The following is a 25858-nucleotide window of genomic DNA, read 5'->3' on the forward strand; positions in this document are numbered from 1 at the left end:
TCGCGGCGATCTCTCGCTACGCTTGGGACGACGGACAGAGGACGAGCCGATGACGATGGCCGTTTCGCCCAAGCGGCTGGGCTTCTTCACACGCGTGCTCGATGAGGCCGGGCCGGCGGAGCGCTACCGGCTGGCTTGCGCGCAGATCGTGCACGCCGAACGCTGCGGCTTCCACTCGGCCTGGGTGGCGCAGCATCACTTCCACGAAGGCGAGGGTGGCCTGCCGGCGCCGTTGGTGTTTCTCGGCCATGTCGCGGCCCAGACGTCGCGGATCCGGCTGGGTACGGGCATCATCACGCTGCCGCTGGAGCTGCCGATCCGGGTGGCGGAAGATACCGCCGTGCTTGATCTGATGTCGGGCGGGCGGCTGGAGGTCGGCGTGGGGCCCGGTGGCAACCTGTCGGCGTTCACCGCCTTCGGTTTTCAAAGTGCCGAGCGCACGATGCTGATGACGCGGCACCTGAAGATGCTGCGTGACGCCTGGACGGGCCAGCCGCTGCCGGGCGGCGATCGGCTGTATCCGACCGCCGCGTCTCTGGCGCAGCGCGTCTGGCAGGCGACCTTCAGCGTGGAAGGGGCCGCGCGGGCAGGGGCGGCAGGCGACGGCCTGCTGCTCTCGCGCACGCAGCCGCGGCCGGCCGACGCGCCGGCGCGATCGCTGGCCGACATCCAGAACCCGATGATCGATGCCTATCTGGCGGCGCTGCCGCCCGGCTGCACACCCCGTATCCTGGCGTCGCGCTCCGTGTTCGTGGCCGACGACCGCACGGACGCCCTGCGCTACGCCGAGATCGGCCTGGGGCGGCTGCGCAACCGCTTCGCCCAGACCGGGCGCGCATCGGGTGCCGAGTCCGTCGACGACCTGATCGCGGCATTCGACGTGCACCTCGGCACGTCGAGCGACGTGATCGCCTCCCTGGCGCTGGACAGCACGCTGGATCGTGCCACGGACGTGGCGGTCCAGGTGCACTCGGTTGACCCGCCGCATGCGCTCACCTTGCGCTCGATCGAGCTGATATCCGATGTCGTGGCACCGGCGCTGGGGTGGGGGCTCGACCGCACACCGGGCGTCCGGCAGGTGGCGTGACGGCTTGCGACGTATGGAAGGGATGATCATGTCAGCAGCAGAGAGCGACGTTATCGACACTCTGGTCGGCATCAAGCCCGGCACTACGCTGGATGCGATCCGCGCCCGCCGGCCCGATGCGCGCACCCATGCGCAGGTGAGCTTCCGTGCGCTGTTCACCCCCCAGGATCTCGGCGATGTCAGCGCGGTGGAGCGGTTCGCTGTCGCCCGTTTCATTGCCGGCCTGCATGACGCGGCGGAGATCACCGCGTTCTATGCCGATGGCCTTGCCGCCAGCGGGGCGTCGGACGCCGTGCGAACGGCGATCGACGCGGCCCTCGCCGAGAGCCGGGCCACGGGTCCTTACGGCCGTTATCCTGCGGGCCCGCTGAGCGCAGAGGACACGGCGGGTCCTGCCTATCGGGCGAGCGCCGAGACCACACATGGCCTTGGCCGGCGTCTGGCCGCGGCGTTCGAGCATACGCACATGCTGGTCTTCCATCCGCGCGATGCCGCCGCGCCGGCGTTGCAGGCGTTGCTCGATGCCGGCTGGTCGACCACCGGCATCGTCACGCTCTCGCAGCTCGTGGCGTTCCTGTCCTTCCAGATCCGCGTTGTCGCAGGGTTGCGCACCCTGTCACGCGCCGCGTGAGCGAGGTCACATCATGACCGACACGACATTGACGCCGCCGGCACACACGGCACCCACGGTTTTCACCCGCGATCAGCTCGACTGGCTTCCCTGGCTCGAACCCCTGGCGGTCGAGGCGCTGACCGAACGTCACCTGGCTGGCCTGGTCGACGCCGCGCGCGCGAAGTCGCCGTACTTCCGCCTGCTGGCGCGCGATCCCGATGTGCTGGGCGCGCGCACCCGGACCGACAAGGACATCTTCTATAATCCCGACGCCGGGCTGCCGCGGGCGGAACGCGAACTGGCGGCCACGGCGACATCCCGGTCTAACGGCTGCATCTACTGTGCGTCCGTGCATGCACGCTTTGCCGCGACCTACTCGAAGCGCGAAGCCGACGTGCAACGCCTGCTCGACGACGGTGTCGGCGTCGAGCTCGACGAGCGCTGGAACGCCATCGTTGCGGCGTCGGTGGCGCTGACCGCCACGCCAGTGGCGTTCGGACCGCAACATGTCGAACGCCTGCGCCGCGCCGGTCTCGACGACCTTGCCATCGCCGATGTCATCCACGCCGCCGCCTTCTTCAACTGGGCCAACCGCCTGATGCTGTCGTTGGGCGAGCCGGCAGCGGCGTAGGGGTGCCGCTACTTCTTGCCGTTGCCGGCGAAAGCCGCCGTCACACCAAGCCCGATGAAGAGCGTGCCGGTCACATAGCGCTCGAACTTGAGATAGCCGCGGCTGCGCTTGAGCCAGCCGCCCGCCGTGCCCGCCGCCAGCGCGTAGCAGCCATCGGTCACAAAACCGATCAACGCGAACAGCAGGCCGAGGAACGCGATCTGCGTGGCGACATGGCCGCGGCTCACCTCGACGAACTGCGGCAGGAATGCCAGGAAGAACAGCGCCGTCTTCGGGTTCAGCAGGTTGACGATGAAACCGTCGCGGAACAGCTGCCAGTAGCTGTAGCGCGCCAGCGCCTGGTCATCGCCCGGTGCTTCGTTGCGTCCGAAGATCTTTCTGAGCCCGATCCAGATCAAATAGGCGGCGCCGGCGTACTTGACGATGCTGAAGGCAAGCGCCGAGGAGGCGAGCAGGGCCGACAATCCGAGCGCGGCGGCCGCCACGTGCACCAGCGTCGCGGAGTGGATGCCGAGATCAGAAATGAAGCCGGCCAACCGGCCCTGTTCGACCGAGCGCGCGATGATGAAGAGCACGGCGGGCCCCGGCGTCAACAGCAGGACCAGCGCCGCGGCGATGAACAGGCCGAGGTTGGCGGCGCTGGGAATGACTAACTCCATGACACGACTCCTGAGATTGGGCTGGCCTATTATGCCGGGAACTCCGCGGTAGAAACAGCCACGCTAGTACGTGACGGTCGCCAGGATGCCGTCGGTGTAGGGGCCGATGGTCACGTTCTGGCGTGCCGGGATGCGCCCGAAGACCGTATAGGTGGCGTTGTGCGGCGTCAGCGGCGTGATCAGGATGCCGAGTGTCGAGATGCGGCTCGTGCCGCCGGTGCCGTTGCCCCACACGGTCGTGCGGGCCGCGGTGGTGTAGAGGTTGTAGCCGAGCGTGGCGGCACCCTGGGCCATCGCGCGGGCGCTGTAGGTGCCGCTGCCGCCGGTCGCGAGGTCGACCGTGTAGCTGACCGTCAGGCTGAGCAAGGCGGTGCAGCGGACGCTGACGCTGCCGGTGGCGTCGGTCGGCGCGACCTGGGTCGTGCTGTAGGCGCCGAAGGCGACGCCGGTCGACGTGGCGGTGCAGGTCTGCGCCAGAGCCGGCGCCGCGGCCAGCGACAGGCCAGCCGCAACAGCGATGGTCGCTCGGGGGCAGGTCATCGGCGGTGGCATCGCACCGGCCCGATCGTCGCGACGCCATCACGCGGCTGATAGGCGAACGTGGCCTGGCACCGCCCGAACGGGCCCTCGACCAGCGCGACGTTGTCCGGTTTCAGGTGCCGGAAATATGCCTGGCCGTCATAGCCCACGACGGTGCGTTCACCGGTACCCTCCAGCGTGGCCTGGGCGCCGAGCGGCACCGCGCGACCATCCTCGAGGGTGAGCGTGACCACGGCCGCCTCGATGGGCTCGACGCCGAAGCGCACGATGACGCCGGAGCGGTCGGACGGCACGACCTCGACGACGTCGCGGCCGACCTCGGTCTTGTTGGGCGCGGTCTGTGGATCGATCGAGATGCGATTGGGTTGGTATGCGCGCAGATCCCGGATCAATAGTGTGCCGGACCGGCCGGTGCTACCGACGGTGCGGTTCTCGTTCGATACGGCGATGCCGCCCTGTCCGTTGGTGTCGACCACGGCAAAGCTGTCGTCGATGAAACGGCCGGGGAAGACTCCGCCGTTGATGACCACCAGCGAGCCGCGGGCGCCGGCGCGCACGCCACGGGTCTTGTCGAACTGCGCTGCCGTCGCCTCGACGTCGCCGATGCGCGATTGATAGCTCAGCGTCGCCTCGCGGCGCGTGAAGGTGCCCTCCGTGTTCGACAGGCGCCAGCCGAATCCCCCTTCGTAGGGTGGCGTCTGGGCAGCCTGGACGCTGGCGCGCCAACCGTCGCGATCGACGCTCACGTCGCTGCCGGCCGTGATCTGAGGGCCGAAGGGAAGGGCCAATCCGATCGTCGCGCCGTAGGTGCTGTCGCGCAGGCTGGCGAAAGCCGTCAGGTAGAGCGAAGCGCCCAGGAAAACCGGGGCGTTGTAGGTGCCCGACACGAATTGCTGCCGCGCGCCCCGACTGTACTTGATGTCGGTGAGTGCCACGCTGATCGAACCCATGCCGTTGAGCGTCAGCCCGACGCCAGCCTGGTTGAGGAACCGCAGCGCCGAGCGGTCGGCGATGGCCGGCACGTCACGGTAGCCGGCAGAAGCGCGCTGGCTGGAGGCGAAGATGTTCCATCGCGGTGAACGGCGCTCGTAGCTGATGTATCCCTGCGTGCCGAACCGGCCGCCCTGTCGCGACGCCGATAGGGCGCCCGCCACGCGCCCGAACGCGCCCAGCGCCACGACACCGCCGACGCCCACGACAGCCGTACCGAGGCCAGCTTCGCCATGCCCTTCGATCGTGAACCACGGCGCCAGCCCGTAACGGTAGGTTGCGCTGCCGGCCGCGCCGCCGTAATCGAGGCTGCGCAGCCCATAGCGGCGGCGTACGAGGCCGGCCTCGACGGCATAGGCCGACAGGCCTTCGCGCAGCAGATCGCCCGAGGCGTAGAAACTGAGGTTCTGGTAGCGCTCGCGCCCCAGCGCGTCGCGCACGACAACAACGACGTCGCCGAACCCGGTCATCATCGGCAGGCTGCGTACTGAGAACGGGCCGTCGGCGACGGGCTGCGACAGCTGTCGCACGCCGTTGACAAAGACATCGACGGTCGAGGGCACCGCGGTCTCGCCGCGGATATCCGGCGTCGGGAAGGTGACAAGGTCCGGACGCAGGGCAAAGTCCGTCGTGATCTGGGCACCGCCCAGGCGCATGGGGCGCGTCCATGCCAGGCCACCCGTGATCAGATCGCCGATCCTGTAGCGCCGCAGCGTCATCGGTTCGGAATAGGTCCATGTCGACTCGAGGCGGGTCGTGCGCAGGCTTGAACGGCTACCGTATGCCACCAGCCCGGTGGTGCTGAGCACGCCCCAGGGTGAAAACAGTCGCGCCTCGCCCAGAGCCGACACATCGATGCGCCCGCGTTCGCGTGTGCCCAACACATCGTAGTTGAGCAGGAAGCCGGTGGCCGACTGCGCCCGCAGCGCCGGTGAATCGGAAGAGTCGATACCCACGATGGTGCCGGCAACGGCCGCGGCCGGCGCCGTGATCCGCAGGAGCTGGGATTTATGGTCGACGTCGTAGCGGAGGCCGGGAATCTGCGACAGCGCAATCTTGCCATCCGCGCCGGCGGTGCTGTGAGCACCGATATCGAGGCCCAGCTCGCGGAGATCCCGTGGTGCTGCGCGCAAGTTGCCGTTCTCCTCCCGGAACTCGCCGACCCGGCCGGTCGGCCGGTCGTTGACCACGACATCCAGCAACAGCGTGCGCGCGAAAGCGCCGCCGTCAGTGACGACGCCCACGAGCAGGATCAGGACCGTGATCGCCTGGCGCGCATGCCTAGGGGCCGGCCACGGACACATTGGCATCGATCGGACCGTCGCTGCTGTCGCCCCGCAGCGCGATCATGCCGCCGGCGCGCACGCCTTGCCGCTTGAGCGGTACGGTCCAGCGATAGGCGCCGCCGGACAGGACGGTCGCTGCGGACGCCGCCGATGACAGAATGGCGCCTGAAGACATCACCTGCAGCCCGCTGACACGCAGGCGCCGGGCCCCGGTATTGCGTGCCGTGAGCTCGAGCCGGTCCTGGGCGATCAGCCGCGCCGACCACGCCAGCGCTGATTTCTGACTGTCTGCCACGCCGATGAAGACCGGCACGATGATGCGCAGGGGAATCTCGATGCCGGGGCCGCCGCGGCCGGTGGGCAGCTCGTCGATGAAGATGCGATAGGCCTGTTCACGGCCGCGCGGCGCGGCCTGGCGCGACACCAGGCGGACAACCTGTCGGTCGCCGGCCGCGATGTCGGCGAAAGGCGGACTGAACGCGATGTCGGTGGCTGGTTCGTAGTGATCCACGCCCGCCGGCTGGGTCCAGGCGAAGACACGGATCTGCACGCGCGTCGGCTGCGTCGAGCGATTGGTGATGGTCAGCGTCTGGGCCTGATGGTTGGCCTGGAATTCGACGAGGATCGGCGTGATCTCGAGCGACGATGCCAGGGCGGCGTTGAGCCCGCACAGCAGGCCGAACAGCGCGATGACCAGTGGCTTCACCTGACGTTCCTTTCGTGCTGGTGGCCTCTCTCTGGGCGGCGGAAAGGGCAGGGACGGTGTCGACTCAAGGCGTGCCGATCGTGACGGTGACGCCGACCGTGTCGAGATAGGCGCCGGTGGGCACCGCTTGCCCGGCCGGTACACGTCCAAACACCGTGAAGGGGGCTGGCAGAACGCCGGCAGGGGTGCCCGGGGTCAGGATCTCGCCGCCCGCGCTTCCCCAGCGCTGGGTGCGTCCGGCGTCCTTGTAAAGCTCGTAGCCGAGAAAATTGATGCCGGCCGCCATGCGGCGCGTCGTGTCGAAATTGGCCCCGTTGTTCAGAGCAACCGTGTAGTTCGTTCCGGGCGTGCAGGCGACGGTGACAGTCGTTGAGCCATCCAGTGCCGTACCCGATGTCGGGTTGTAGTCGCCGAAGACGAGATTAGCCGCCGTAACCGCGCAGGCCGCGATGACCGTTGCCGTGACAGTGAAGCTCGTGGTGGCGGTCTGAGCCGATGCCTGGGCGGCCAGCATCATGCCGGCCGTCAGCGGCAGGAACACCTTTCGCGCGATCATCGATTCGTTTCCCCACATGAGACGGCACTCAAAAAGCCGTATAATTCAGGTCTTTGGCATTAGATGTTCATGTGACAGTTACAACCCGGCGGATATTTTACAACCGTATAAATTCACTTCTGTCCAAATTGATCCAAACAACCGGATCCGGTTGTTTTTCGGAAGCAAATGGCCTCTGCCACAATTCCACTCAAGCATGGGCGTCGGGATCGCGGCATCACGCGTGCAGGTGTTCGGTATCGGATTGTACGCCGCCGCCTGGTACGGGCACGGGGGCTGCGCCCGTAACGTCGGTGTGATGGGCGGGAAGCGGCCAGACGGTAGGTCGGCCGTTGACGTTAAATACTACCATTCGTAACTTACGATAAGTAAGATGCGAGAGGTCACTGACGATGTTCGATGTCCATCGTGCTGCGTGGGGCAGGCGTCTTCTGCCGGTTCGCCGGCCGTTCCTGTCCGCTGCATTCCTGGTTCTGACGTTTGGAGTTTCGACGATGACAGCTGCGCCCGCCGCCGCACAATCGGCCGACGACGCGGTCCAGGCAGCGGCGTACCGCGCCGCGGCGCGGGATCCCCGGCAGCTCGACGACAAGCTTTTCATTCTCTGGGAGTACGCCGGTGCGCTGCGCGAACAGGCGCTGGCGCGCATCGTGCTGAAGGCGACAAATGATCCGGAGATCAAGGCGCTCGCCACGATGGTGATCGACGGCCATCAACTGGGCATGGACATCATGCGCCCGATCGCGGCCGAACTGGGCGTCGTGCTGCCGCAGCAGCCGACGGCGATCGATCTCGCCGCCATCGAGGCGGCCGGTGCCCTGCCGCCCGACGCGCTGGAGCTCTTTTTCCTGCGCCGCCAGCGGGCCATGCACGCCTGGGACATCACGGTGTTCGACGACTACCTGAGCGCCGCCCGGAACAAGGGGCTCAAGCGCTATGTCGCCGCCACACGTGCTCCACTGCGCGAGCACGCCGAGTGGGTCAATCGCGTGGCGGCGAAACGGGGCATCGAGGGTGGCCTGACCGTGTTCGGCGCTGGCGGCCGCTGACATCCTCAATAGTTTCCGATCATGGAAACTATGCCTTGCCTGGCATCCGGTGCCTCGATAGTTTCTCTGACCGGAAACTATTGAGGACACCCCGTGACCCTGATGCTCTACTACCATCCGCTGGCAGCGTACTGTCACAAGGTGCTGGTCGCGCTCTATGAAGCGGAGACGGCCTTTGCGACCGAGCTCGTCGACCTCGGCGATCCGGTGGCTCGGGCGGCGCATGTCGAGCGATGGCCGACGGGAAAGATGCCGCTGCTTCGCGACAGCCGACACGATCGGATCATCCCCGAAACCACCATCATCATCGAATACCTGGACACTCATTATCCCGGGCCGCGTCCGCTGCTGCCGGTCGACGCCGCTGCCCGGCTCGAAGCCCGGCTGTGGGATCGGACATTTGACCTGTATGTCAGCGAGCCGATGCAGCGGATCGTCGGCGACCGGCTGCGCCCCGAAGGGCAGAAGGATCCTGCGGGCGTGCAGGAAGCGCGCCGCACGCTGGACATGGCCTATGCGCTGGTCGATCGGCAGGTGGCGCCGGGCGGCTGGGCCGCCGGCGCGCAGTTTACGATCGCGGACTGCGCCGCCGCGCCGGCACTGTTCTATGCCGCGATCATTCATCCCATCACCGACCATCATCGCCACTTGCTGGACTATTTCGAGCGACTGATGGCACGCCCCTCGGTGGCGCGGGTGATCGAAGAGGCGAGGCCGTACTTTCACTTCTTTCCGTTCAATCAGGATATGCCGGCGCGCTTCCGGTAGGCGGTGGCGATGATCCAGACTCATGACAGCTTGAATACGCTGTTCCAGGCGCTGGCCGATCCTTACCGGCGCGGCATGGTCGATCAGCTGGCGCGCGGGCCAGCCTCGGTAAAGGAACTGGCGCGGGCGCACGACATGGCGATGCCATCGGCCGTGAAGCATCTGAAGGTCTTGGAAAGCGCCGGCCTGGTGACGTCGCAGAAGGCCGGCCGCGTGCGCACCTTCGCCGTGCGCGCGCAGGCGCTGCAGTCGATCGACGACTGGCTGGCTGGCCACAAGCGCGCGTTGAACGCAGCCTTCGATCGGCTGCAGCAGTTGATGGAAGACGAGCAGAGGGCAGGCAAGCCATGATCCCATACGCCCACACCACGTTCGTGATCGAGCGCGCCCTGCCGGGTGCGCCCGACAATGCGTTTCGCTTTTTTGCCGATCCAGCGTTGAAGCAACGCTGGACGGACTGCCATCCCGACTGGAAGCCGATCGAGGTGCGCATGGACTTCCGCACCGGCGGCGAGGAGGTCAGCCGGCTGCTGGACCAGGACGGCCGCGCGCACGCGTTCCGTGCTCACTACCTGGACATAGAGCGCGGACGGCACATCATCTACGCCTTCACCATGCGCATCGACGATGCGTTGGTGTCCAGCTCCCAGGCGACCGTCGAGTTCACGCCGGCGCCGTCAGGCACGCGCATGCTGTACACCGAGCAGGCCGTCTTCGTGCATGAAGCGGATATCGCGCCGCGTCGTGACGGCACGGGTTTCGGGTTCGACCGGCTGGCCGCGGCGATCGAGCGGGGCGGGGCGGCGATCCAATGATCCCTGTCGCTGGGTGCTACACAGCCAGGGCCTGGGCGATCGGCGGTTTCACGCGCCTGCCGGTCGCGCAATAACCGTCAATCCAGTCGGTGCGCTGTCCGGTGGTCGACCACAGGATCGGGAAGAAGCTCTCATCCAGCGATGGATCGCCGGTCCGCTGGTAACGGCGATAGATGTAGCCGCCGGCGCGATCGCTGAATTGCGCGTTCGCCGGGATCATGTGGATGCCGATGGCGCGGCGCATCCGATCGCCCGTCGTGTTCGGGCCGGAGCCGTGCCAGGTCTCGCCGGCATGGAAGACGCACGACCCCGCCGGCACGTCGATCAGAACCGGCACCGGCGCCGCCACACCGGCCGCCTGAGCGGCCGCCTTCATCTGTGCGCGGTAGTCGTCCTCGCCATGGAAGGCATCGGGCAACGGCGTCAGCGGCCAGCGGTGCGAACCCGGTGCGTATTCGAGCGTGCCGGCGTCCGGATGGGTGTCGTCGAGCGTGATCCAGCACGTCACCGTCTGCGCGGGATCGAGGAAGTCCATGAAGGACGTGTCCTGATGATGCGCAATCGGCTTTGTCTTCGGCGCCTTCCACCAGATCGTATCCTGGCCGAGCCGGGCGCCGGACCAGCCGGTCAGGCGGCTGGCGGCACGTCCCAGGTCGGCGGACAGCACGAGTCGGGCGATCGTGAGATCGGCTTTCCACGCATTGGCCATGTGACGCGTGACGTCCGGCAGGCTCATGCCTTCGCGCCAGTACCATTCGTCGGGGTAGACGCCGGTATCGAAGCGACCGGCAAAGAGCCGGGGGAAGCGCTCGCGCAGCGCGGCGATCTGCGACTCCGGCAACAGGTGTTCGACGACCAGGAAACCGTCGCGGTGAAAGCGGTCGACTTCAGCCGCACCGAGGCGGCCGAAGGCGGGAAGGTCCAAGGCGGCCATGACCGAATTCCAACTGTCAGGGTCAAGATTTAGCGATATTATCGTCGGCATGGCTGCTGATCGAACGAACAGTTTACGGAAAACGGACCAGAATGCCGACCTCGACCGAATGGATATCGCCATTCTGGGGTTGCTGCAGAATAACGCCCGGCTCTCGGTCAAGGAGATCGGTGCGCAGGTTGGACTGGCACCATCCTCCACGCACGAGCGCATCCGGCGGATGCGCGATGCCGGCATCCTGCGTGGCATGCATGTCGAGGTCGAACCGAAGGCGCTCGGGATCGGGCTCGAAGCGTTGTTCATGATCGAATTGGCGAAACACAAGCGCAGTATGGTCGATCGCTTCATGGACGAGATCGTCAAGGTGCCGGAGGTTCGCTTCGCGTTCCTCGTGACAGGCCGCTACGACGTCGTGGCCCACGTCGTCGTGCGCGACACGCAGCACCTCAAGGACCTCGCGCTCGATCAGTTCACGAACAACCCGGGTGTCACGCGCGTCGAGACATCGATCATCTTCGAGGCCCGCCGCCGCCATGCGCTGCCCGTCCTGCTACCGATGGCATAGGACGCCAGGTCGGAGATTACTTTTGCGTGTTCTTGCGCCGCCGCGTATCTTCCCGAGTGAAAGAAAGTGGATAGAGCGATAGAGCGCATGGCGGGGAGTTCGGAGTACAGAGGCAGCTTGGCGACGGTGTACGCGCTCCTTCGGGCACGTACGGACACGCAGCGGCCACCGAAGGGGCGTTCCCGCGGCATCATGCGGCTCATCCTCCTGATGATTGCCTTTTCAGGGGTGTTTGCGCCGGCTGGCGCAAAGGAACCTGCGCTGCCGGTGGAGTCGATTGCTCGCAAGGCGCTGCCGGCCCTGGTGACCGTGCTGATCAAGGACGAGAAGGGGCAGCTCATCAAGAGCGGCAGCGGCTTTTTCGTCGCCGCGCGGCGTGTCGTCACCAACCTTCACGTGATCAGCGGCGGAAAGGTCGTGAGCGTGGCGACGCTCGATAGAAAGGAGTTTACCGTCGCGTCAGCCCGGATCGACGAACCGCATGATCTTGCCGTGCTGGAATGTCCCGACGCGACGGCAGTCACAACCCTGCGACTGGGTGATCCAGGCGCTGTCGCGATCGGCGAGAGCGTCGTCGCCGCCGGCAGCCCGCTGGGCATGCAGGGGACAATCAGCACTGGCATCGTCAGCGCGAAGCGTATCGTCAAAGGTGTAGCCGTCATCCAAACGACAGCACCGATCTCGCGGGGCTCCTCAGGCGGGCCACTCATCAACAGCCGCGGCGAGGTGATCGGCATCAATTCGTTTGCTGCGGTCGATGGGCAGAACCTCAATTTCGCGCAACTCAGCAGCCATGTGACCGCCCTGATGAAGGGCGGTGGGAAGGCGGTAGATTTTCGCCGCGGCGAGTCGATTGCGACCACCTCCGACAAGCCGGACCCCAACCAGGATGTCGTTCTCTGGCTGCTCGCGCGGCCGGCATTCTCGGGCCTAGAGCTTAAGAAAAAGCTGATCGGCAACGCCGAACTGGTGTTTCTCGATGCCCGCCGGAAGCGAGTGTATTTCGCGCTGAGCCAGGCCGACGCAGGCGACGGGAACGTGCAGGCGCGCGTCACGGCCGTTGCCGCGACATTCGTCGCCGATCCGGAGCGCGTCATCATGGGAACCGATGAGGGCCTGCAGGCGCGGTTTCCCGACTACACCTTCCAGCGGTCACCCGCGAAATGGGCGTTCTTTGCGACCGATATCGACAACGTCCGGCTGCGGACGCAAGGCGGGTTGACGTCCAAGTACAGGGGTGCCGACTATACGATCAGCACTGGCGAACTCAGATCCTTCGCTCAGAATGCATCGCTGCGCGGCGGACCGCTGAGGGCCGATTCCAGCCAATACGTGAGGGAAGCGGGAACCCGAGCCCTCACCAACTGGGGCGCCATTGTCGCCCGCCCGGCAGAACCGTCCCTCACGCGCTTCGTGAAGGAACTAGTCAAGGAAATCACGGAACCGGACAAGAAAATCCAGCGGCTGGCGGATTTCGTCGCCGGCGAAATCCAGACCAACCCGTCACAGACAGACCGCGTTGCCAAACGGCCCGCCGAGACCCTCTTGTCGCAACAGGGGAGCAGCCCGGATAAGGCCGTGCTTCTGGCGTCATTGTTGGAACAGATCCCGGTCGACTATCTGCTTGTGTATTCCGGCCAGGACGTCTGGGTCGCCGTGCCTCAGGGGAGCTTCAAGAACGACAACGGTCTCGAGTTTGCCTACTCCGGCCGACAATGGGCGTTGATCGACGTCAGCCGGCCGGGATTTGTCATCGGCCAAACCAAGCCGCCAGGGGCGGTAACGCTCGACAGGTTGCTCTTCGCGCAACTGCCACAGCAGGATGGCCGAATCTACCATCGCACGACTGGGATGCCACTGCAGGCACATTGAGTCGTAAAGTCCCGCGCCGGCGCCGCAGGACATTCGATGTTCAGCCTTGGCGTCAGCGGAGCTTTCTTCGAGCGCGGTCGCATCGAGCATGACGCGCGCGTGCGCGGCAGTGTCGGTCATGCCCAGCGTCCGCTCGACGACCAGGGAGTGAACGTCCTCGATGCCGACGAAGCCGGTGCCGCTGGTCGTTTATCCCGACTCCTGTTCCTATCGCGCGGCAGCGATCGAGGCTCTGGCCCGGGCTGGCCGCACGTGGCGCATCGCCTGCCAGAGCCCGAGTGCGCAGGGCTCGCAGGTCGCCGTCGCGGCGGGTCTCGAAGCGGTGCCGATGACGTGGTCTGCCTGCCTGTCCGCCGACAGGGGCCAACGCGACGTCGACCGCGCGAGCGGTTCGTAGGTCACGGCGATCATGCTGGGGGAGTGGCTCCGGAGGAGGGAGCCGAGTCCCATGGTCTCCGAGCGCCCAAAACATCAGCATCTATTGCATTTCTCGGCCGAACTGCCTACCAAGATATGCCTACCATATGCCGAGCCGAGACAACGCCATGAACGCGCCTGCCGCCATGCACATCCCACTTGCGAAACACCGGAACGCACAGTCGGGCCAATGGTACATCCGGTTCCGGGTCCCGGTAAAGGTGCGCGAGGCGTTCGGCGGTCAGCGCGATCTGTGGCGCCCGACCGGCAAGACTGATCTGGAGGCAGCGAAGATCGCTGCGCTGCCGGAACTCGCCAAGCTCAAGACTCGCGTAGCCAGAGCGAAGGCGTGCTTACAGGACGGCACAGGCCTTGCGGAGCTAGCAGCCGAATGGCGCAAGTTGAAGGAAGGGCGAGGCCGGCCCGAGCAAAAAAATACAGATGTGATCGCGCTCGACTTCCAAGCGGCCATTGCAGATGCAGCGCCGGCCGACGAGCACGATACGAATGCAATGGCGCTGGAGATGGCGACCCGCGATGCTGCCGTCCGTACTGCTGCAGCCCGGTTCGTGCCCGGCGGCTTCAAGGCGGCGCAGCGTGCGGCGACGTACGATGATCGGTTCCAGGGTGATGAAGGCCTGGCTGTCGCGGTGCTGGCCGGCGACAAAGCAGCATCCTTCTTGAAGATCGCTGTAGGAGGTCGGAAGCCGACAGCGTCATTCATTGAGGAGTGGTTCGTACACCGCATCAAGGAAGTCGAGTTACGCAACGCGAAGATGGACCGCAGCGACGTCGAGGACTTCGCCAAGGACCACGCCACTCTGGACCTGATCAGCAAGAAGGCGACCGTCGCATGGGTCGCCAAGCTGCGCGAGGAGGACGCATCGAGGCCGCGTGGAGGGAAGCCTCTGACGCCGTCTACGATCCGCCGCAAGCTGGCCGCGTTGCGGGCGTTCTGGCGGTGGCTACAGGGTATCGAGGCGGTGTCGGAAGATGTCCTGCCGTTTCACAACGTCGACATCAGAGAGCGTGGTAAGGGCGCAGTGAAGCGAGCCCGTGAAGCGTTCACGCCCAAGGAAGTCGCGGCGGTGTTCAAGGCAGCCAAGGAGGGCGGTGACGATGTGTTGGCGGACCTGATCATGCTCGCAGCGTTCACCGGGGCGAGGAGGGAGGAGCTGTGCCAGTTGAAGTCCGACGACGCATCTGGCGGGTGGCTCAAGATTGACGACGCCAAAACCCCGAGCGGCAATCGCATGGTGCCGGTTCACGAGAAGCTCAAGGTGACAGTCACACGGCTCGTGAAGGAGTCGAAGGACGGCTTCCTTCTACGTCTCGAAGCAGAGAACCAGTACAACGGGCGTGGCGCCGGCGTAGGCAAACGGTTCGGCCGACTGGCTCGGAAGCTGGGGTATCCATCGACGAAGGTATTCCACTCGATACGCCATGGCGTGGTCACGCAGCTTGACGACGCCGGCATCGAGCCGCATGTCGTTGCTGCTTTGGTCGGGCACGAACGCAAGGACTTCACTGGCCGGCAATACAGTGGAGCCGAACTGCGCAAGCAGGTGAAGAAGGCAGTCGAGAAGATACGCTATCCTGGGCTGTGATCGCTCGAAGGAGACAGCGGCATCGTCTTTGTGCTTAGCAGGTTGAGGGAACCGCATGCTTGGCACTGGGCCAAGAGACGCCCGCTTTTGGAGACAAAGTTGTAGGCGGCCGTGGTCGGAGTGAAGTGCGATAGGATGTGTGCTCCACATTCGCCGCACACCAGATCGTCATCTTCGGTGCCCGGCACTTCGGCCACCTTCAACTGTTCTACCGTTAGCACAACATCGCTGTCGGTCTTCTCTACTGTGGTAAGGCGATGCTCTTTGCGCGTGGACATGGGCTGTATTTCCTCTGCCGCCCGAGGGTCCCATCGTAGCCCACTGCGGACACCGTGAAGATGCCCGCAATGGTCCGTTTCGGTGCGTTCAGGGTGGCTCTACTTCACGTAAGGCGGCTGCTGCGGGTACTGGTCGTTGCGCTTGAACGACGTGTCCTGAGACCGCCCCATGACCCAATCCATGAAGGCCTTGTTCGCCTCATCCAGCTTGCGCTGTAGATCAGGCCGAAGCTGCGTCCCTATGGTCGGCTGCTTGACTTCTGACGCCTTCTTCAGGCGGCCGTACAGGGCGCCTTGATCCTGACCATGGATGGCCTCGAACCGCGCCTTCGAGTCAGCAGCGGACTGCGTCAGCTTGTAGTCATCCCACAAGTCCTTCGCAGTGAAGATCGGCGCCGTCGTCGACTTCTCGCCATATGACAACGGGTCGAACGGCGTTCCGGCCATCACGATCTTCCACGCACCAAAGCCGTTGTCTGTCGGGATGACCATCAAGTCATCCTTGTCGAAGCCATACTTCTTGCCGTGCTCTTTGGTGAACGCTTCGAGCCGTACTTCGATCAGCTTCTCGAAGCCGGGCGGCACCTGCTTGCCGTCCACGCCCTGCGGTTTCGGGATGGCGTAGCCGTTGATGACTGCGATGTTGCGCTTCACATGGTCGGCAGCGTTCTTCACTGCCTCGTCAACGGATGTCCAGTGAGCGTAGAACTGCGCCCGCTCATTGACCATGGATGCAAGCCACGCCTTGTTCTTCGGTGCCGTTCCAAACCATCCCGTCGGGTCGATGCGGTCTGCCGCAGTCTTCACGTCGTTCAGCTTCGCACGATATTCAGGCTTATCGAACTGCGTCGGGTCTGCCGTGTAGTTCAGCGCCATCAACAGCGCGTGCTTCGGGTCTCCGCTGCCCTCGCGAGCAAGCCGATACGCCTCGTAGAACTGCATCGCTTTGCGGTCCTTGAGCATGCCGGCGGCCATGTTCGGAGCCTGCGCCCACAGACGCACGTACAAGTCAGCGCCCGCCTGAGCGACCGGGCTGGGCGCCTGGCCTGCGATTGTCGGAAGTGACGCGGCCTGCGCACCCGCGCCAAGAACCTGCTCCCACTTCGGGTGGTTGACGCCGTTGTTCGTGAACCACGCAAGTTCACGATTCCATTGCCGCTTTGTGGCCTCGGCTTCACCAACGGACTTCACGTCGGCCGCGAACTGCGCCTGTGACGTGGCGAGGTACTTGTCGATGACCTTTGTGCGGAACTCGGCAGCAGACCATCCGCCGCTCGGCTCGCTGCGTCCGTACTTCACATCCTCCTTCGTGAAGAACGGGACTCGGTCGACGGCGGACAGCGTACCCATCTCGCCGGCACGCATGCCGTATTCAAGGGCGCGGTCTTCCTGCGCCTGTATGGTGCGGTCCAGATCGAGCGCGGCGGACTTCGCGGCTTCCTTGTTGGCGTTCGTCAGCTTGTGTGCGGCATCGTTGCGAAGCATCTGCTCGATGTCGCTCGGCTTGAACTTGTTCTTGTTCTCAGGCTTGGACAACCACGCTTTGAAAGCATCGTGGTCCAGTTCCCCGCGATCGGACTTCGTCAACCACGCCACGCGTTCGTCAATCGCGCCCTCACGGCCATTCTTGTGAGCGACGTCGTCAGCCTTATTCAGCAGACCTTCCGCATGCGCTGCGAACTTTGCGCGGTCCCGTAGCATGGTCCCATCGGCGCCCTTGTGGTTCAGCAGAGCTTCGACGACGTCCTTGCGGCCATTGGTGGCGTATTGCTGCGCCAGCGTCCACACGATGTCATCCTGATCTCGCTTGTTCATCGACAGGACGGAATGGTTGGCTGCGTACCGCGAGTTGATGATACCGCTCAGGCGCGACAGGTCACCGGCCGCCACCGCGTTGTCGATGTCGACGCGGAATACGCCCATGACCTTCTCGATCTTGTCGGTCTGGAAATCTTTCGACTTGTCGACGACCTGCTGGCCGCGCAGCTTGGCGACGCTGCTGAGCCATGAGCTACCGAAGCCGGCCATGAAGACCTTGTCGCCCTCGAAGCCCTTCGTGGCTGCCGTGTAGACACCCTTCAGCATCGCGTCGACGTCACCGTTCACGCGATCGAAATCGGTACTGTAGATGCGTGTAGCCTCGTTGGCGGCAGCGCTTGCGGCCAGGATGCCCGTGTACTTCGTAAGCGCGGCACGCTTCCACGGGTCGGCAAATTCCGGCATAGAGCCATCCGCGACGAGCTTCTTCGCCTCGTCATTCGTCAGGCCTGCGATCTTGCCTTGTGCCCACTGCTCGGCTTCGACCTTGCGGTCTTCAACGTCGTCTTCAAGGTATCGACGAACATGTGGGTTGATCTGCGCTAGGCCCTTCGCGAGTGCCACGAACCCGTTGTTCGGGTCGACTGGCGCGGGCCTTACGTAGGTATCGACGGGGACCGTTGCCGGGCGTAGCTGATTGTTGAACTGGGGTTCTCGTACTTGGACGCGGGGAGGTACTGCCATGGTGATGGTGTTGCCTTGATGGGGATTGAGGGAGTGCCGCGAGCGGCTTGTTGAGGGCCGCCCGCAGCGTTGTTGAAGGTGTGCTTGTGTGGACCTAGCGGCGTCTTGCGTATGCCTCGCCAAGCTCCTTCAGAGCCTTGATCGAACGCATCAACACAAGCTCGCCAACTGCCTCGCGCATTTCCATTCCGCGATTTTCCCAGAGCCAGTTGACAGCTTCCTGAGCGGCGTCACCGCTGAGACCGAGGGCAATGTGCGCCTGCTTCTCGTACTCTGTCGTGACGGTCGTCATCTGTACACGCACTTCGTCCGGCGATAAACCGGTCTTGGCTGCAAGCTGTCCCGCGAACGCGTCTGGAATCTCGCCTTCGTTCAGGTACAGAACTTCGATCGACGCATTCGCACCGTGAGCCCCGACCGTAGTGGCGTGGGCCGCGAGAATATGCTCGGCTTCATCGGACAGTCGCTCTATCGGTTCCGGCGCGGGATCGCTGTTGTCGTCGGTCTTGCCCTGCTGTGCGGACGAGTTGGGCTTTCTGGTCCCGTCCGCTGCGTTAAAAGGCGCCTTGCCGAAATACTGACGCCCGAGCGCCGTCTCCTCATACGTGCCCGGCGATGACTCGATGAGCCACCCGAGCGCCACCGCGCCACCAACCGAGATAGGCATGTCGCCTGCGATCTGGATCATATCGCTTTCGCGGATGCCGTCAGTAGCCGGGCCTCCGTGGTCGCGTCGAACGCTTTCCAAACCGGTCATCCCAACGCTTGTAGTCGGACCCTGCCAGCCTGGATTGCTGTGCATCTGTGTGCCGTAGCCAGGCGTGTGCGATACACCCGGTTGACCCATTTGGTTCGACCATGTGTCGACGGGTGGTTGCTGGCTGCTGCGGCGGGGCGCGGTCATGTCGTTAAGCAAGCGCTCTGCGGCTTCGAGGTCGGCGCCCTGGAGAGGGGCCTTGTGATCAGTCATTGCTTCGTTGTCTTTCAGGTTGGTGTTGATCAGGCTTGCTCAGCGTCCAGCCATACGGACGCCTCGGAGCCGGCTTCAGCACCCGACGTGGTAACCCGCATCTGCGGCAGCAACGCGATCAGCGTGGCACCGCTGGTAGTGACCGTGTGCAGCGGCAGCCACTGAGCGTCCGGCGTCATGCGCCCCTCGATCGCGACCGCGATGGTGCCGGTGATTGCGATCTGAACAACACGCTGCGGGGCAGCGCGACGGATGTGCGTGGGGACGGTGATGGGAGCGCTCGACTCGTTTGTCGAGACGCTGTCTATGAGATGGATCATGTTGTCGCGTGCTACTTATGAAAAGTTGTGGCGGATGCTGCCGTCGTGCATGGTGGTCGTCGTGACCTTGCGTGGACGGTCAGCGCCTTCAGGCCACACGACGATGTTCGGCGCAGCCGGCGGGATGGACTCGATAAGCTCAGGTTCGACGACCTTTGGCTCGATGCGTAGGGCGGTAGTGGTCTTGTTGGTCATGTCAGGTTTCCATTGAGGTTGAGAGGACCGCGCCGGCCGAAGCGAACACGGCTTGCCAGCGGCCTGCAGGATGCAGGGCCGTGAAAGCTGGCGAATGTGCTTGAAGGGGTTGTTGTTGATTAGGTTCGCGGGAGACGCGGACGCGCTCAGGTCCACACCTGCAGGCGCGAGCCTGGTTCCGCGAAATCGATCACAATGCGGATGACCTTGTTCCGCCGCACGACTATTAACGCGGTTTTACTCTCAGTGCGGTCGCGCTCGAACGTCGCGAGTAGAGTTGCTGTGCCGTCAGGACGCTTCCCTTCGACTCGGAAGCGAACGTTGCCCTTGATGGTCATGCCGATGATGTCGGTAACGCGCCGCCACTCCCCGGTTACCGGCTTCCACGGCTTGTGTCTGGCGGCTGTGACGTCGATGAGAATGTTCATTGAAAAGTGCTCTCTTTGTTTTTTGTGGGTTCGGGGCGATCTACGAGGCGCTTCAGGCGCGGCTTTGTGGTCCTGCTCTCGACGACGCGACGACCACGACCGGGAACCTCGACGGACACGAGAGCGCCCTCATCAGCGTGGCATACAATCGCCCGGAACTGCGCTGACAGCCGTACCATAGCCATCGGAACGGATGCTGAGAGGACTGCTAGGGTGTGCTCAGGACCGCCTACGCTGTCGCGTCCGACAACTTCAACGAACGCTTCACCGTTCTTGATGGTCAGATGAACAGGACGTGGAGCGCCCTTCATGGTCTCTGCCATGGGGGCGGATGTCGAGCGCGGGGGCGGAACTGCTGTCCACCAGTCCGACACGGCGTCCCCTTGGGCTTCGTGGAGAAGGATCATGCGTCGAGGTGGGCCATCACGATCGTATCGGGATCGACCGACACGATGGTTGCCCGTACCCACGGCATCCGCAACGCGACACGATCAGGGTTCCAGTAGTTCTTGGATTCGGGCTTCTGGACGGTGGCGAGCGTCGAGATGCGGCCACTATCGCGGCCCTCGATTTTCACGACTGCTCTACCGTCGATGCCGTCGAGGGTCGTGATGCCGATGAGGAGACGACCAACGGTGTTCATGCGCAGCATTGGAAGAGCAATCCAGGGGCCGCGTAAGGGGACTTTCGGGGGTAGCGATGGTCCAACGGTCCAGGGCGGCGGTGGGCGATGCTCGATCAAGGTCTTCATCGCATGGCCCTTCCACTCGCGACGTTGATCCGTCGTTCGAGGTCTTCTCGTTGCACCCTGTTCAGGAGTCGCCGGTCGCCGGCCATGTCCTCGGATAGACCTGGGTGAGTAATGGAGATCAGGCGACGAAGCTGTTCATCACGCTCTCGCTTTCGCCTTAGTCGGCTCGCGTTCACCTTCTCGCGGTTTGCGATCTGGTAGACACGCTGGCGCTTGGAGTCGCACGAGCGGCACAGACGCTTTCTTGCGATGAGGTAGCTCGGGCAGGTGTTGTTGACGGTAAGCTCTACGCCGCAGACGCGGCACGTCATATCGAGCGGTGTCATTGGTGGTTGTCTCCGAAATGAATGAAGCCCGCGCGATGGCGGGCCTCGGTGGTGCGGTTGAGATGTTGACGGTTACGCTGCTTCGCTTGTGAAGCCGAATGCTGCGGCGCTGCTGGTGCTGACGAACGATAGGCCCTGTCGAACCCATCCTGTGCGATGCATCGAGCCGTTCTGTTCGATGGCGACGCGAGCCCGCCTGAATGTGGCGTCAGGGACACCGTCGCCATCCGTCATTCCGAACTTCACACGGAAGTCACGGACCAAGATGCGCCCGGCGTCAGTCGGCAACGATTGAAGACCAGCGACGATCTTCTGCCCGACAATCGCATCAGCAGTCGGCGGTGTCGCATCAACGGGTGTTACGTCAACATGCTCGGGCATGCCAGGGAACACCGTCTTCAAGCGCTCGATCACGTCAACGTTGTCGTGCCACAGGAACACCGTAACCGGCTTGGCCTTGCCGTCCACGGTGTCCCGCAGGGCTGACCGGCCGATGGCTTGGTAGATGCACGACGCGTGTTCCGCCGCATACAAGTCGTCCATCTCCCCGAGGAGCCCGCGCTTGACCTCCTCGTCGCCAGTCCTTGCGACTACCGACGCAAGCTGAACGAGGTCCGATAGGTGCAGAACGCTGGGCAAGCAGACGTACGTAGCGTGCTTGAACGCTGACGTTGTCGTGTGCTGACCCCAGTTGATGACCATGATGCGCGGCTTGCGGACCGTTGTGAGGATGCCGGCGCTGTCGAACTCCTCGACCTCAAGGTAGCCTCCATCCTGCGCCGGATCGACAACGACATCGGCCTTGGCCAACCGACGCTTGATCTGCTCGACGTTACTATGACCGCCCTTGTCCTCTGGCTTGAACCCGAAGATGACGCAAGCCGCGTCGGCGGGAACGGACTTCACGAAGCCGACCACTTCATCGACCTCCTCAACAGAGCGCTTGTCGCTCGCGGGAGAATTCCAGCGCTTGACGACGCTGCTTCGTCCGCTCGATCCCTTGCGCCATCGGATGCGGAGAGTGGAATAGTCCTTGATCGACATGAACTCCTTCCACCTGTCGTGCAGCCGGATGCGCGAGCCGACATCCTTCAACTGAGTGAGGACGGCCGACGCGTCGAACACGACCACGTTCGGGAACGGCGGTACTGACGGTATGATGCGAGCCACGGCCGCCTTATTGTCGACGGCGTCAGCATCTTCCTTCACGAAGATGAGCCGGACGCGATGGCCGCTGAAATCCAGCACCTTCTTCAACGCCATCACGTTGACGCTGTCGGCAGTGGTCCGAACGACACGAAGGATTTCCTTCTGAGCCGCAGGGTCGAGGACGGGTAGCGTCGCTATGTACGCCCGTTCTCCTCGCATCTCGGCAGTCTCAGCAGGCGCGAGACGATCCAGCACAGCGGCCAGATGATCACGGCACAACTTCACAGCCGGGTTGCGCTCGAACTCTTCCAGCGCCGCACGTAGAGACCTGACCTTGCCGGCCTCGAACGCCTGTGCGCGGAACGCCGACAGGGCCTCGTCCACGATCACAAGGTCACGATCCTTGCCAGCGAACTTGATGAACGGCGCTGCTCGGTCGATGTCGCCCTTCGTTCCAGTGACGCGGTTGTGCGTGACCAGCAGGATGGGACAGCGCGACGGATCGTCAGTTGGCAACGGCCAGCCGGACCGGTCGATGCCGTCCTTCTTCTTGAACTCGTCTTTGTCGAACATGATGCCGACCGCATCCGCCGGCACACCAAGCGCCAGGATGTCGTTACGCAACTCGACCAGCGCCTCGATCTTGAACGCCGTGATGAGGACCGACTTCCCAAGGAACGGGCGACCATGCTTCAAGCCGCAGCGGTGCAGGCCAGCAGCGAAGCCGACGATCGACGTGGTTTTGCCGACGCCGACACCGGCCGGCATCCCGACCAGATCAGGCTTCAGCATCAACTGACATGCCATCTGCCCGACCATGGTCATGATGACGCCCCGATGGGCCGCATTGAGGACTTGTCCACGGGCCTCCAGAAGGCCGCATGCGATGTCGTGAGCGGTGGTGGCAAGGTCGTCGCACTGCAGGGCGGCAGGCTGCGTCCGCAGGATGGCCCTCAAGGCACGGCGTTGGTGACGGTTGCGGTCCGGCAGGGCGCGAAGATCGATGATGGATGCGCGAGTATCCGCAGTTGGCATGACTGATCTCCTTGGGGCGTGGTTGGTCGTCCCCCGCAAGCGTGTCGCGGTGATTTTTGCGTAATTTCAGATAGTTAGAGCGAAGTCAGTGCTTCTAATGAACTCGCTCAAGGGCCGACTTCCGGGTTTCTCTATAGGGGGCTTGAGCGAGTTGATTCTTGAGACCGGAGGGGCGGCCTTCTGGGGGCCGTGATGGTGCGCTGATGCGGCGTTGCTGGGGTGGTTGAGGGGCGTTGGGGCTGGAGGGCCGGCCTGCCCGAAGACGCACACGAGGCAAAAACGCCAAGCACGATCGGTACCCGGAACCCCCTGATCCACCCGAACAAACAGGTGCCCGGACATGGGCGTTGGTCCAAATGGCAAGGATTGTGGTTAGTCCCAACGGGAAGTCTTGTGACATCCCCCAACCGGCGCCTGGCGCGTCGGTAGACCGCCGCTGGCAGCACCGTGGGCGCTCGTGCTGTCCCTAAGCGGTCCTCGAACAGGGCGCAGGACGGTCAGCGGGACTCGTAGGGCGGCCGTAGGACGGCCACAGGACTCGATCGAGGGTCGCGACGGCCCAGCACAAGGGCGCGAACGGCACCTCTCCAGCGAGTCCGAAAAGGGCCTTAGAAGTGATTCCATTTCGAGACGATTAAGCGGCCTGAACCTTCAGGTTGGCGATGGCTTTGGCGGTCCAGACGCCTCTACGTCGCGACTGGATACCGTCCTCATTGAACCGCCGGGCGATGGCGTTCAACGACAGCCCTTCGGCCTCCAGTTCCGTCACCATCGGCAGCAGCCCTTCAGCGAACTCTCGGGCCTTGGCCGATGCAGCCTCGGTGCCGCCTCCAGGAACGAGGTTGGCGGCCCCGTTCGGGTTGCCCAGCTTGCGCAGCTTGCGGCCCTTGGCGTCCTTCTCGCCGCGTTCGAAGCGCTGTCGGTAGGAGGCGAGGGCGGCCTTCGTGCGCTCGCTGATGGCTTTGCGCTCGGCTTGCGCCACCACAGCCATGATGCCCACGGTCAGGTCGTTGGCGTCGGGCATGTCCGCTGCCACGAACGGGACGCCGCTGTCGCGCATGGTCAGCAGGAACGCCGCGTTGCGCGACAGGCGGTCGAGTTTGGCAACGACCAGCGTTGCTCCTGTCGCCTTGCACCGAGCCAGCGCCGCTGTGAGTTTGGGCCTGTTGTCCTTCTTACCGCTCTCAACCTCGATGAACTCAGGAGCGATGATCTTACCCGCCCTCGACGCCACGAACGCCCGCACCGCTTCCCGCTGCGCCTCAAGACCGAGGCCTGAGCGGCCCTGACGAGCGGTCGAGACTCGGAGATAGGCGACGAACTTGTCCATGTGTATTGCCTCGTAACGAACGTTTCGAGGTTTTACACAATCCTTCATCGCGGCGTCAAGCGGCCCATCACGCCGCGCCTTGGCAGCGCTCCGCAAGCCGATTGTGCTTTTTGCGATTCATCGCCAAAATTACATCATGCAGCGCGTCGCCCGTCTTTCCCTCGCCCTTGCTACCTTGATCGTTGCGGACCCTTCAGCGGTTTCCGCGCAATCGCGCACGGTTACCGGTTTTGCCGCTGCTCATCCGCAGCGTGGGGACACGATTGTGGTGGACGGCCTCCCCGTGCAGCTTCAAGGCTTGCATGTGCCTCCGTTTAATGAGCCTTACGGTGTCGCGGCCTGGAATTTCCTGGCTCAAACCATCGCTTTCGGCGTCGCACCTGTGACCTGCATGCTGGATGGCACGCGTATAGGAGAACGTGCGGCTGGAACCTGCCTCACGAAGGACGGTCGTGATCTGGCTGCGGTGATAATTGCGGGCGGTTTTGGTCGTGACTGCCCGCGCCGCAGTGGTGGCCGGTATGCTCATCTAGAGCCACCGAGAACCGCCAGTTGGCTTACGTTGCCAGCCGATTGCGAGCCCCTTCCTCAAAGCCCTCCCGCTGAAAAGAGTGGGCGTGAAACCTGACTAGAATCCTCCCGCGCAACCGAATGTCGTGATGCTGATCACCACATGAGTAGTCTGATGTGAGTGATGGTGCTGTCGAGGCTGGTCGATGCGGTGTGGCGCGGGCTGTGCCACACGCGCCCTCCGACCCTTGCACTGGCGCAACGATTGCGCGGCAACAATGACAATCTGCCGGCGGTGGGATTCCGAAGATGCGCTACTGCTCGACCCGATGATCAGGCATCCATGTGTCTCCCCAAGCGAGGAGGACATCGACATGACCATCAAGACCACCGGCTTTGAGATTGACGCCACGGCAGGCCTCTACGTTCGTGTCGGCCGCTACGATCTGCACACGATCAAGGACGAGACGGCACCGCTGTGGGCGACGCTGCGCCAGCCCAAGACGTTCACGGTGTTCATGGGCCGCCGTCGCGTGGTCTTGAGCAAGGGCTGATGATGTGCCGGGGCTGGCGTTGGTGCCGGCCTCGGCGCCCCACACCCACCCCTTGGGCCGGCCCTTTCGGCGCACCAGGCGTGGGGCCCAGGCGGCCACCCCCCAGTGGGGGAGTCGGCGCCGCTCGCTCGGTCGACTACCCACAGATTGATGCGCTACGGAAAATCGGGGCCCAGCGGCCCACCTTGACGGTGTGTTCCCGATTCGTTCTAATGCCCCGATGCGCCGCCGAACCAACCCCTTCGACCACTTCAAGCGCCACTACAAGCACACCGTAGACATCCCCATGCCGGCCGGCGGGTGGGATGACCGCCGCTTCAGGCTTCTCCGCAGCAAGGCCAACGAACTCGCTTTCGAGCGACATGCGTCATGGTCTCCTTCAGAACCTCCAAACCGGACCCGGTTCGCGTTTCTT

Annotated in this window: 28 protein-coding genes; 12 read left to right on the forward strand and 16 right to left on the reverse strand. The window is 64.2% G+C overall.

Going from position 1 to position 25858, the window contains the following annotated elements:
* Positions 1-49: 49 nt before the first annotated feature.
* Genes FQU96_RS15945 through FQU96_RS15955 form a run of 3 tightly spaced genes read left to right on the forward strand, consistent with a single transcriptional unit; the run spans position 50 to position 2331 of the window.
* Complete coding sequence (locus FQU96_RS15945; RefSeq protein WP_146542294.1) at positions 50-1087, forward strand: putative FMN-dependent luciferase-like monooxygenase; 1038 nt, start codon at positions 50-52, stop codon at positions 1085-1087.
* A 28-nt stretch (positions 1088-1115) separates the two neighbouring features.
* Positions 1116-1718, forward strand: a complete 603-nt coding sequence (locus FQU96_RS15950; RefSeq protein ID WP_146542295.1) for a CMD domain protein — start codon at positions 1116-1118, stop codon at positions 1716-1718.
* A gap of 13 nt (positions 1719-1731) precedes the next feature.
* On the forward strand, positions 1732-2331 hold the full coding sequence (locus FQU96_RS15955; protein WP_146542296.1) for an alkylhydroperoxidase domain protein: 600 nt from the start codon (positions 1732-1734) through the stop codon (positions 2329-2331).
* A gap of 8 nt (positions 2332-2339) precedes the next feature.
* On the opposite strand, the gene FQU96_RS15960 is transcribed toward FQU96_RS15955, so the two are convergent.
* From FQU96_RS15960 to FQU96_RS15980, 5 genes are all read right to left on the reverse strand, one after another.
* Positions 2340-2990: a LysE family translocator gene (locus FQU96_RS15960; protein WP_146542297.1), complete on the reverse strand. Its 651-nt coding sequence runs from the start codon at positions 2988-2990 to the stop codon at positions 2340-2342.
* 63 nt (positions 2991-3053) lie between these two features.
* A complete protein-coding gene (locus tag FQU96_RS15965) occupies positions 3054-3530 on the reverse strand; it encodes a spore coat protein U domain-containing protein (protein ID WP_178130535.1) in 477 nt (158 codons plus the stop codon).
* Positions 3527-5764 (reverse strand): fimbria/pilus outer membrane usher protein, encoded by a 2238-nt coding sequence (locus FQU96_RS15970; RefSeq protein WP_178130536.1) that lies wholly within the window; start codon positions 5762-5764, stop codon positions 3527-3529. Before FQU96_RS15970 ends, FQU96_RS15965 begins: the two co-directional genes overlap by 4 nt.
* 37 nt (positions 5765-5801) lie before the next feature.
* Positions 5802-6512, reverse strand: coding sequence for a molecular chaperone (locus tag FQU96_RS15975; RefSeq protein WP_178130537.1), 711 nt, complete (start codon positions 6510-6512; stop codon positions 5802-5804).
* Between the two features lie 64 nt (positions 6513-6576).
* On the reverse strand, positions 6577-7068 hold the full coding sequence (locus FQU96_RS15980; protein WP_146542301.1) for a spore coat U domain-containing protein: 492 nt from the start codon (positions 7066-7068) through the stop codon (positions 6577-6579).
* A gap of 494 nt (positions 7069-7562) precedes the next feature.
* Here FQU96_RS15980 and FQU96_RS15985 point away from each other — a divergent pair, with 494 nt between their 5' ends.
* The 4 genes from FQU96_RS15985 (at position 7563) to FQU96_RS16000 (ending at position 9700) form a co-directional block, all read left to right on the forward strand.
* Positions 7563-8117, forward strand: coding sequence for a DUF4142 domain-containing protein (locus tag FQU96_RS15985; RefSeq protein ID WP_178130538.1), 555 nt, complete (start codon positions 7563-7565; stop codon positions 8115-8117).
* 93 nt (positions 8118-8210) lie between these two features.
* Positions 8211-8885, forward strand: a complete 675-nt coding sequence (locus FQU96_RS15990) for a glutathione S-transferase family protein (RefSeq protein WP_146542303.1) — start codon at positions 8211-8213, stop codon at positions 8883-8885.
* 9 nt (positions 8886-8894) lie between these two features.
* Complete coding sequence (locus tag FQU96_RS15995) at positions 8895-9236, forward strand: helix-turn-helix transcriptional regulator (protein ID WP_146542304.1); 342 nt, start codon at positions 8895-8897, stop codon at positions 9234-9236.
* A complete protein-coding gene (locus FQU96_RS16000) occupies positions 9233-9700 on the forward strand; it encodes an SRPBCC domain-containing protein (protein WP_146542305.1) in 468 nt (155 codons plus the stop codon). The genes FQU96_RS15995 and FQU96_RS16000 overlap by 4 nt, the downstream gene beginning before the upstream one ends.
* Positions 9701-9716: 16 nt before the next feature.
* On the opposite strand, the gene FQU96_RS16005 is transcribed toward FQU96_RS16000, so the two are convergent.
* Entirely contained in the window at positions 9717-10634 is a 918-nt protein-coding gene (locus FQU96_RS16005; protein ID WP_146542306.1) for a phytanoyl-CoA dioxygenase family protein, read from the reverse strand.
* 109 nt (positions 10635-10743) lie between these two features.
* Here FQU96_RS16005 and FQU96_RS16010 point away from each other — a divergent pair, with 109 nt between their 5' ends.
* From FQU96_RS16010 to FQU96_RS16025, 4 genes are all read left to right on the forward strand, one after another.
* Positions 10744-11199, forward strand: a complete 456-nt coding sequence (locus FQU96_RS16010) for an Lrp/AsnC family transcriptional regulator (protein WP_218574741.1) — start codon at positions 10744-10746, stop codon at positions 11197-11199.
* Positions 11200-11391: 192 nt separating this feature from the next.
* Complete coding sequence (locus FQU96_RS16015; RefSeq protein WP_178130539.1) at positions 11392-13071, forward strand: trypsin-like peptidase domain-containing protein; 1680 nt, start codon at positions 11392-11394, stop codon at positions 13069-13071.
* A gap of 160 nt (positions 13072-13231) precedes the next feature.
* Complete coding sequence (locus FQU96_RS16020) at positions 13232-13468, forward strand: hypothetical protein (RefSeq protein WP_146542309.1); 237 nt, start codon at positions 13232-13234, stop codon at positions 13466-13468.
* A gap of 148 nt (positions 13469-13616) precedes the next feature.
* Positions 13617-15095, forward strand: coding sequence for a tyrosine-type recombinase/integrase (locus FQU96_RS16025; protein WP_178130540.1), 1479 nt, complete (start codon positions 13617-13619; stop codon positions 15093-15095).
* Here the strand turns inward: FQU96_RS16025 and FQU96_RS16030 are convergent.
* From FQU96_RS16030 to FQU96_RS16075, 10 genes are all read right to left on the reverse strand, one after another.
* Complete coding sequence (locus FQU96_RS16030) at positions 15080-15373, reverse strand: hypothetical protein (RefSeq protein WP_146542311.1); 294 nt, start codon at positions 15371-15373, stop codon at positions 15080-15082. The two genes, FQU96_RS16025 and FQU96_RS16030, sit on opposite strands and share 16 nt — an antisense overlap.
* A 99-nt stretch (positions 15374-15472) precedes the next feature.
* Positions 15473-17755: a hypothetical protein gene (locus FQU96_RS16035; protein ID WP_146542312.1), complete on the reverse strand. Its 2283-nt coding sequence runs from the start codon at positions 17753-17755 to the stop codon at positions 15473-15475.
* Positions 17756-17969: 214 nt separating this feature from the next.
* Positions 17970-18632 carry a hypothetical protein gene (locus FQU96_RS16040; protein ID WP_146542313.1) on the reverse strand — a complete coding sequence of 221 codons (663 nt, stop codon included), beginning with the start codon at positions 18630-18632 and terminating at the stop codon, positions 17970-17972.
* Positions 18633-18874: 242 nt separating this feature from the next.
* Positions 18875-19165 (reverse strand): hypothetical protein, encoded by a 291-nt coding sequence (locus tag FQU96_RS16045; RefSeq protein ID WP_146542314.1) that lies wholly within the window; start codon positions 19163-19165, stop codon positions 18875-18877.
* Between the two features lie 15 nt (positions 19166-19180).
* Entirely contained in the window at positions 19181-19360 is a 180-nt protein-coding gene (locus FQU96_RS16050; RefSeq protein WP_146542315.1) for a hypothetical protein, read from the reverse strand.
* Positions 19361-19506: 146 nt separating this feature from the next.
* Positions 19507-19788, reverse strand: coding sequence for a hypothetical protein (locus tag FQU96_RS16055; RefSeq protein ID WP_146542316.1), 282 nt, complete (start codon positions 19786-19788; stop codon positions 19507-19509).
* A 403-nt stretch (positions 19789-20191) separates the two neighbouring features.
* Entirely contained in the window at positions 20192-20539 is a 348-nt protein-coding gene (locus FQU96_RS16060; RefSeq protein ID WP_178130542.1) for a hypothetical protein, read from the reverse strand.
* Positions 20540-20937: 398 nt separating this feature from the next.
* Positions 20938-23049 carry a hypothetical protein gene (locus FQU96_RS16065; RefSeq protein WP_146542318.1) on the reverse strand — a complete coding sequence of 704 codons (2112 nt, stop codon included), beginning with the start codon at positions 23047-23049 and terminating at the stop codon, positions 20938-20940.
* 634 nt (positions 23050-23683) lie between these two features.
* Positions 23684-24379: a recombinase family protein gene (locus tag FQU96_RS16070; RefSeq protein ID WP_146542319.1), complete on the reverse strand. Its 696-nt coding sequence runs from the start codon at positions 24377-24379 to the stop codon at positions 23684-23686.
* A 193-nt stretch (positions 24380-24572) separates the two neighbouring features.
* On the reverse strand, positions 24573-24908 hold the full coding sequence (locus FQU96_RS16075) for a hypothetical protein (protein WP_146542320.1): 336 nt from the start codon (positions 24906-24908) through the stop codon (positions 24573-24575).
* 355 nt (positions 24909-25263) lie between these two features.
* On the opposite strand from FQU96_RS16075, the gene FQU96_RS16080 reads away from it, so the two are divergent.
* On the forward strand, positions 25264-25443 hold the full coding sequence (locus FQU96_RS16080) for a hypothetical protein (RefSeq protein ID WP_146542321.1): 180 nt from the start codon (positions 25264-25266) through the stop codon (positions 25441-25443).
* The last annotated feature ends 415 nt before the right edge of the window (positions 25444-25858 follow it).

Origin of the sequence: Reyranella sp. CPCC 100927 (assembly GCF_007859315.1) — a bacterium.
Taxonomy (GTDB): domain Bacteria; phylum Pseudomonadota; class Alphaproteobacteria; order Reyranellales; family Reyranellaceae; genus Vineibacter.

Bases quoted from the DNA above. Each gene is read 5' to 3' on its own strand.
- FQU96_RS15945 (WP_146542294.1), top strand. From the start codon at position 50: ATGACGATGGCCGTTTCGCCCAAGCGGCTGGGCTTCTTCACACGCGTG.
- FQU96_RS15950 (WP_146542295.1), top strand. From the start codon at position 1,116: ATGTCAGCAGCAGAGAGCGACGTTATCGACACTCTGGTCGGCATCAAG.
- FQU96_RS15955 (WP_146542296.1), top strand. From the start codon at position 1,732: ATGACCGACACGACATTGACGCCGCCGGCACACACGGCACCCACGGTT.
- FQU96_RS15960 (WP_146542297.1), bottom strand. From the start codon at position 2,990: ATGGAGTTAGTCATTCCCAGCGCCGCCAACCTCGGCCTGTTCATCGCC.
- FQU96_RS15965 (WP_178130535.1), bottom strand. From the start codon at position 3,530: ATGACCTGCCCCCGAGCGACCATCGCTGTTGCGGCTGGCCTGTCGCTG.
- FQU96_RS15980 (WP_146542301.1), bottom strand. From the start codon at position 7,068: ATGATCGCGCGAAAGGTGTTCCTGCCGCTGACGGCCGGCATGATGCTG.
- FQU96_RS15985 (WP_178130538.1), top strand. From the start codon at position 7,563: ATGACAGCTGCGCCCGCCGCCGCACAATCGGCCGACGACGCGGTCCAG.
- FQU96_RS15995 (WP_146542304.1), top strand. From the start codon at position 8,895: ATGATCCAGACTCATGACAGCTTGAATACGCTGTTCCAGGCGCTGGCC.
- FQU96_RS16000 (WP_146542305.1), top strand. From the start codon at position 9,233: ATGATCCCATACGCCCACACCACGTTCGTGATCGAGCGCGCCCTGCCG.
- FQU96_RS16005 (WP_146542306.1), bottom strand. From the start codon at position 10,634: ATGGCCGCCTTGGACCTTCCCGCCTTCGGCCGCCTCGGTGCGGCTGAA.
- FQU96_RS16010 (WP_218574741.1), top strand. From the start codon at position 10,744: ATGGATATCGCCATTCTGGGGTTGCTGCAGAATAACGCCCGGCTCTCG.
- FQU96_RS16015 (WP_178130539.1), top strand. From the start codon at position 11,392: ATGCGGCTCATCCTCCTGATGATTGCCTTTTCAGGGGTGTTTGCGCCG.
- FQU96_RS16020 (WP_146542309.1), top strand. From the start codon at position 13,232: ATGCCGACGAAGCCGGTGCCGCTGGTCGTTTATCCCGACTCCTGTTCC.
- FQU96_RS16025 (WP_178130540.1), top strand. From the start codon at position 13,617: ATGAACGCGCCTGCCGCCATGCACATCCCACTTGCGAAACACCGGAAC.
- FQU96_RS16030 (WP_146542311.1), bottom strand. From the start codon at position 15,373: ATGTCCACGCGCAAAGAGCATCGCCTTACCACAGTAGAGAAGACCGAC.
- FQU96_RS16040 (WP_146542313.1), bottom strand. From the start codon at position 18,632: ATGACCGGTTTGGAAAGCGTTCGACGCGACCACGGAGGCCCGGCTACT.
- FQU96_RS16045 (WP_146542314.1), bottom strand. From the start codon at position 19,165: ATGATCCATCTCATAGACAGCGTCTCGACAAACGAGTCGAGCGCTCCC.
- FQU96_RS16050 (WP_146542315.1), bottom strand. From the start codon at position 19,360: ATGACCAACAAGACCACTACCGCCCTACGCATCGAGCCAAAGGTCGTC.
- FQU96_RS16055 (WP_146542316.1), bottom strand. From the start codon at position 19,788: ATGAACATTCTCATCGACGTCACAGCCGCCAGACACAAGCCGTGGAAG.
- FQU96_RS16060 (WP_178130542.1), bottom strand. From the start codon at position 20,539: ATGAAGACCTTGATCGAGCATCGCCCACCGCCGCCCTGGACCGTTGGA.
- FQU96_RS16065 (WP_146542318.1), bottom strand. From the start codon at position 23,049: ATGCCAACTGCGGATACTCGCGCATCCATCATCGATCTTCGCGCCCTG.
- FQU96_RS16070 (WP_146542319.1), bottom strand. From the start codon at position 24,379: ATGGACAAGTTCGTCGCCTATCTCCGAGTCTCGACCGCTCGTCAGGGC.
- FQU96_RS16075 (WP_146542320.1), bottom strand. From the start codon at position 24,908: ATGAGCATACCGGCCACCACTGCGGCGCGGGCAGTCACGACCAAAACC.
- FQU96_RS16080 (WP_146542321.1), top strand. From the start codon at position 25,264: ATGACCATCAAGACCACCGGCTTTGAGATTGACGCCACGGCAGGCCTC.